4 protein-coding genes are annotated in these 5,963 nt (G+C 66.3%); all 4 read right to left on the reverse strand.

Going from position 1 to position 5,963, the window contains the following annotated elements; all coding sequences use genetic code 11:
- Positions 1–538 (reverse strand): AGE family epimerase/isomerase (locus tag JSV65_13575; GenBank protein ID UCH33585.1); only part of this gene is annotated, 538 nt, incomplete at its 3' end.
- Positions 535–2,667: a hypothetical protein gene (locus JSV65_13580; GenBank protein UCH33586.1), complete on the reverse strand. Its 2,133-nt coding sequence runs from the start codon at positions 2,665–2,667 to the stop codon at positions 535–537. The genes JSV65_13580 and JSV65_13575, both read right to left, overlap by 4 nt.
- Before the next feature lie 79 nt (positions 2,668–2,746).
- A complete protein-coding gene (locus tag JSV65_13585; GenBank protein ID UCH33587.1) occupies positions 2,747–4,411 on the reverse strand; it encodes an exo-alpha-sialidase in 1,665 nt (554 codons plus the stop codon).
- A 1,079-nt stretch (positions 4,412–5,490) separates the two neighbouring features.
- Positions 5,491–5,963, reverse strand: a 473-nt coding sequence (locus JSV65_13590; GenBank protein ID UCH33588.1) for a GNAT family N-acetyltransferase, incomplete at its 5' end; no start/stop codon positions are given.

Consider the following 5,963-nt stretch of genomic DNA (forward strand, 5'->3'; position numbering starts at 1 on the left):
GGTTCGACAGGATCATCGGTATCGCGAACGGGCGCAGTGGGCGCGTGCCCGGCACGGCCTTCGAGTACTTCCCCTTGGGATTGTCCTTGCGCCGCCAGACGTTATGATAGGTCGTGAGCGCAAGCTCCTTCGCCGCCTCATCCCCGGTCGCCAGCGCATACTGACTGAACGCCATGGCCGCGAACGCGTCAGAGAAGATGTTGTACGGCTGCACCAGCGGATGGCCCCGACGATCGAGCGCGAAGTACCAGTTGCCTTCCCCGTCCATCCCGTGCGCGCGCAGGAACTCCGCCCCGTAGCGCGCGATGCTGAGCCATTCATCCCGCCGCTCGAAGCGGTTGTACAGCATCGAGAACGTCCACCCCTCGCGCGCCTGGAGCCACACGAACTTGTCGGTATCGTACACATCGCCCGCGCGGTCGAGGCAGGTGAAGTATCCGCCGCACTCCCGGTCGAGGGAGTGCTTCTGCCAGAACGGCAGCACGTCGTCAAGCAGATTGGTCAGGTAGAGCTGAGCGTACTCCGCGAACGTGTTCATCTGCTGCACCTCGCGTCGGGCGCGCGCGTGCCCCCGTCTTCATCCGCCCCGCTCCGCGCGCATTCCGGCAGCATGAGCGCCACCAACTCATCGAGGTGTGTGCGGATAGCGCTTGCTGCCATCAAATCCCACAGCGACGTCTTCATCTGCCGCATCGCGAGCACGGATGCGATCCATCCCTGCGTCCACCCCGATTCAATGCTCCACACGCCCCAGCCCAAATCGGCGCTGCTCCCCCAGTATTCCCACCGCCGGAACTCAAAGGCTCGAAACCACGCGCCGTCGAGTTCCGCATGCTTCTCCGAACGCACCTGGATGCGGCAGAGGAACTTCGCGAGCTTGTCCTCCGCTTCGGTGTACAAAGCCTCGTCCGTCGCCGCCGCGGCCTCGTGCAGCCCGACGAACGCGAAGTTCGTGGTGTACAGCAGATCGCACACCGGGTCGCCGTTGGCTTGAATCAGCGTCGCCTCGCTCGTGCCGTAATCCTCATTGGACTGCGGAGGGCCGTACGAACCCTTGCTCGTCGCCCCGATCTCCTCCCGCAGCGCGCCGCACGCGTCCTGATGCCGCAGCAGCTCCTGCGCCATGAACCGCAGCCACTGCCGATGCTCCTCCGTGTCCTCGACGCGCACCAGCCACGCCAGCGGCAGCAGCATCCGCGCGCGCTCCTGCTGTATCCCGTTCGTCCACTGCCACTCGTCGGGGTATGCTTCCATCGTCATGCGAATCGCCGTCTTCGGCCGCTCGAGGAAGGGCGCAAATCCGGTGCGCCCGTACGCCCACAGCAAAGCCGCCCACAGCCACGCCTCGTAGTGCGGCGCGAAGTGCGTGCGCGGCGTGGTCCAGTAATGCCGCCACCCATTCTCCTGGAGCGGCTTCTCATCAATGCGGCCGCTGCGGAAGCCCAGCGGTCCGGTCGTTCGCAGGTTCGCCAGCAGGCATCGCAGCAGCAACTTGTCCCAGCGCTCGGTGCTCAGCAGCGCCGCAGCCGCGAGCGTGCCGAGCATACAGCGAGCATTATCATCACCGTAGTACACGCCCTCGCTGGGGGGGTGCAGGCCCCACGACACCAGGCCGAAGCTCGGACTCGCCGGGTCCGCGCGCGGCCCTTGCGCTGCGACGGAAGTGAAGTAGACGTAGTCCGCCAGGTTGCGCGCGATCATCCCATCCTCGGCGCGGTCGCGGATTGCCCCGCTGAACGCCATCGCCATTGCGGTCTCGCCGATGCAATCCGACCGCTGGTTGCCGCTCCACTCCTGCGAGCCATCAGGATGAATGGCGGACGACGCCCCTTCCATCACGCCGAGCGATCCGTCGCCGAGCGGTGGCTCCGCTTCGGCGCCCGACTTCCCCGACGTCGCCTCGCCGCCAAACCGCCGCTGCGGTTGGCCCTCCCAGGATGAATGCGGGAACAGCTTCGCCTTCGGGAACCACTCGACGCCGCGCCGGAACGCCTGCGCCTCGACGTTCCCGGGCAGCGCGTCCGATGCCCCGTACGATGGCCGCACCGTCGGCGTCCACGATAAGCCCGGCACTTTCCCATCCCCTGTGACCCAGCGCAGAATCCAGTGCCAGATCGCACGCCACGCTTCGACCGGCGCATACCGGGCGGTGACGAACTGGCTCAGATTCGTGGTAGCGACGAGCAGGTCTCCGCGCGGATGCTCGAACAGAACGGGGGAGGACTCCTGCGGCAGGCCGTACACCGCGGTATCGAGCCCTGCCACGCGCGCCATCACGAGGTGCGGGTCCTCCGCGCTCACGGGAACGAAGCGGCAGCCGTGGATGGCGAGTATGCGGAGCCTCTCCAGATCCGGCGCGAAGGCGTCGGACGCGACTACACCGCGCTCCCACACGATCCCCTGCGGCTCGCCTGCGGCCCCTTCCGGCAGCGCCGCCGGAAACTCCACATACAGCCGTAATCGCTTCTTCGCCGCCGCATCGCACAGTGCCTCATCGAACGGCGTGGCCGCGTCTGGATAGCCGTCCGCGAGCAGCATCACCCCCGCGCCGTCCGGGGCCCCGTCAATCGCCTGCCGCGCGCCCGCGACGCGCGTGCACGCCATCCCGTTCTCCGTGATGACGCGATAGAGGTCGTTGTCTTCGCGACAAACCAAGAAGAGGCGCATGATGTTTCGTTTCCTTTGCTCGCCGAGTGTCCGCTGCTGCGGGGCGCCGAACCAGGCCGCCTCAGCGTGGCGTGCACGCCTACGACGACACATTGACGCGAACCGACCCAATGTAAAAGCCGGCCGAATCGGTGTCTGTCGCCGTAGATCGAATGCGCAGATAGCAGACGCCGCGGGCGCGGACGTACTGCTCCATGACGGCGATCTCCATGCCGTCGAGCCTGAGGACCGCCCGTCCTTTCGTGCAGTCCCACACGAGGTCGAGGTGGTGCCACTTCCCCGGCGCGATATCCCCGGGCGTGTCGAGCCACGTGCCGCCGCTGCCGATGATCCTGATACGTCCCTCAGGCGTGATCTGCAGCGGGAAGCTGGCGTCGCGCGGCAGGCCCGGAAGATCGTAATGATCCGAGAGCGTGAGATGAGCCCCCCGGAAGCCCGGCTCGATCCTGACCATCAGGTTGAGTGCCCCGCGCTCGCCGTAGGGGAAGTTCAAGCAAGCCGCTGCCGGGGCCGCCGCATCCGGCCTAAGCATCCGCAGCACGGCGTTCGGTTCGCCGTCGGGATCGGACGCCGCCTCTACGCCCTTGGCCGCCAGCGTTGACCAGCGGCGCACCCCCATCGAGAAATCTTCGACGAACGAGCGGTTCTCCAGAAAGCCGGGGTCGATCCTCATGAGTGACCCCGCAGCCGACAGTATCACGCGCCCGTCGGCGGCCTGGGTGACGTAGGGATACGAGACCTGAGCATTCGTCGTTACCCTCCCCACCTCGCGGTATCCCGCCCACGTCTTCCCTTCGTCCCGGCTGACCGCGGCCGCCATCACCGCGCGTTCCGCATGCCCCCAGCCGATCTCCCCGAGCCCTTCGGCGCCGCAGTTGTTCCAGAACAGCATCAGCCGCCCGTCCCTGAGCCTGATCGCGGCCATCGCGGACTGGTTCGATACGAAGCGGGTGTGCTGCGGCGGCGACCACGTCAGGCCTCCGTCCTCGGAGAACGTCTGCCACTGGTACCCATCCTGCGAGCGCGGCAGCAGCCAGACGCGGCCGTCATTCAACTCGATACCAACCGGCTCGGCGGCGCCGGATTCGTACCAGTTGACGGCGCCCGTGTTGATGGTGATCTGCTGCCGCGGCGGGTTCCAGGTTGCCCCGTCGTCATCGGAATACGGCGCCAGGCTGACCCACGGGCCGATTCTGCGGTCGCTCAGGCCGCTGACGGGGGCGATGATGCGCCCGGACTTGAGTTCGAAAGCGTTGTTTGACGCGCCGGTATACTCGAGCCCGAAGTCAACCTTCTGCACCGGCTCCCAGTGCTTCCCGCCGTCGCGAGACCGCGCGTGCCACAGGTAGCTCTTCGACTTCGATCGGTCGTTGAAGTCGAACCCGTAGTAGTCCAGGCCGAAGAGATGTACGGTTCCCTGCGCCGAGAGAAGAGCAGCCCCGATGCCGAAGGAGCCCCGATCGCTGGGGAAGTCGAACAGCTTCTGCGGCTCGCCGAAGCTCGCGCCGTTGTCCTCGGAGTACCGTGCGTACGCACTTTGCTGGTGCAACTCTCCACCTGCGTGGAAAAGCGCGATCCGCCCGTCCGCCAGCGCCAGGGGTGTGCCGACAACACCGCGGATCGCGACTCGCTCCACATCACCGGGCTTGTCGCCGAGCGCAGGCCCAAGCTCAGCTTGTGCCTGGGATGCTTCACCGGAGCGATCCGCCGCCGCCGCGCTCTGACCCGCAAGGGCTGAAGCCACGATGACTTCCGGTTTTGACCGGGAACGGCGTTGCCTCATCGCAGATGCCTCCGTCGTGCTCGTCAACGCAAATGCGTATGCCGCGAGCGCGAGTATCAACAGACGCAGAACCGTCTTCGACAGACCGTGTACATTCATCATCGTCTCGTTTGTTGCGGGCGAGCGAGAAGTGGAAATCCGCCGCGGCGGTCGTTGGCCTCGCAATCGGCGCCCGCGTCTGCACGTGGGTTCGCCAGGCCGAGAACGCTTCCCTGGGGCGATTTCCGGGCCCGGGGACTGCTACCTGTCCACACAGCTCACGCCCTCGGACCTCGCACTGCGTGGCGCAGACACCCCAGCGACAACGCACGCGGCCAAGGACAGGTAGCTGTCCCCATTCTGCACAGATGAAATGAACGGGAGGCGGGTTGACTGAACCGCGGAGCAAGCCAGATCGAGCGGGAATCGGTGGCTGTCCCGCCTCTCCGGGCGCGCCCCGACCCCTCGGGGCGCGATGTAGGGCGGGGCTGCCTATCCCCGCCGCTCCTGGGCGCGGCCTCGCCGAGGCCGCGATCCACTCGTTGAACCACAGAGGCTACAGAGCACGCGGAGAAAGATGGGCACGCACCTGGCCCCTATGGAGTGCGGCGCTTCAGCGCCGCTTTCGCTCCCGCCGCGCACGTTTCCTTGCGTCTTGCGCCTGCATATTGACACCCTCACGCGGGAGTGGTACAAATCTGACGGTTTAGCCGTCAGTTTCGAGTGAACAGAGGGGAGATGCCTGACCTGGCGCGATGCCGCCGCGAGGCCGCACTCATACCGCCGCAGACTCATGCTGCGGGCGAGTACGTCGCCGCCATCCCACCGGCCCGCGCGCCCTTCGCGTCCGCGGGCCGTCTTCACTTCTCCGCCCCCGCACTCACGAAGATTCACGGTCGCGTGGTACACGTCACATAGCGAAAACAGGTCGCTCTCCTTGAGTTCTCCCGTCGGCCGCCCGGCAAAAGCTGCGGAAAGAACATGAATCCGTGACGCTCCCCACTGTGTCCTATTCCATCCACCCCTGAATCCGAAAGGGCGCGCTGAATGCGGCCGGCCTGCTACTCAGGGGGTGGTTGGACGAGAAAGCCGCTCAGCGAGCGCCGGAAGCGTTCCAGGTGAGGGTCATTAGCGCCCATCGACTCGGAAGCCAACACGCTCACGGCGGGTCGCAGGCGTTCCGGTGTAACATGGTCCGCCACCGGGAAGGCAAGCACCTCGTATGAGATCGAGTGATCCGAGTCGGTATGGGACGCCACGGCGTAGTCTATCCCGCGCACCCAGTGGGCGCCGAGCGATCTGTAGAACGCAATTCGGCGCCGATTGACATCGTCTGCCGGCGCGTCGGGCTCCGGCGACCGGGCCTCGAGCAGGAGATATCGCACTACAGCACGGCGGGTGCCCAGATCGGAGATCAGTCGCGTCACAATCTCCCGGCCGACGCCGATTCGACGCCACTCCGCGTCAACCGCCATGTACCACAGGAATGCGATCTCGGCCGACTCGTGCACCTGGTAGAAGGCGTACCCGACCA

This window comes from Armatimonadota bacterium (assembly GCA_020354555.1).
Taxonomy (GTDB): domain Bacteria; phylum Armatimonadota; class Hebobacteria.